The 446-nt window shown below is 63.0% G+C and carries 1 protein-coding gene; it reads right to left on the reverse strand.

Annotated elements, in window-relative coordinates:
• On the reverse strand, positions 1-446 hold a 446-nt coding region (locus tag ACM6IK_RS25680), incomplete at both ends, for a hypothetical protein (protein WP_414876540.1).

Here is a 446-nt window from a genome sequence, read left to right on the forward strand (position 1 = left end):
CTCCAGCTTGTTCCACATCGGCCCGGCTTCGCGACGGTCGTGGTATTTGGCCTTGGACAGCTTGAACAGGCGACGGCCCAGTGCGTCGTAGGCGAAGTTGACCGTGAGTCGGTCGTCTGCGTAGCCGGTCAGGCGGTCGTGCAAATCCCAGGTGAACTGGGATTTTTTGCCGTTGTGCAGGCGTTCCTTGAGGTTGCCGCGCTCGTCATAGTTGTAGTGCGTGCCGACGTAGTCACGTAGCAGGTTATCCAGCAGCTTGGACGGGGCGTATTGATTGGGACGGCGCGGTGCCTGCGGATCCAGCAGGTTGCTGGCCGGATCGAAGGCGAAGGTTTCTTCGCCGGTGATGGTGTTGGCGGCGAGTAGGCGACCCAGCGGGTCATAGCGGTAGCTGAGCGCGCCGCGCCGGGTGTCGTCGATGCGGGTCAGTTGCCCGGCGGCGTCAA

This window comes from Pseudomonas sp. IT-196MI5, from assembly GCF_949767415.1.
Lineage (GTDB): Bacteria > Pseudomonadota > Gammaproteobacteria > Pseudomonadales > Pseudomonadaceae > Aquipseudomonas.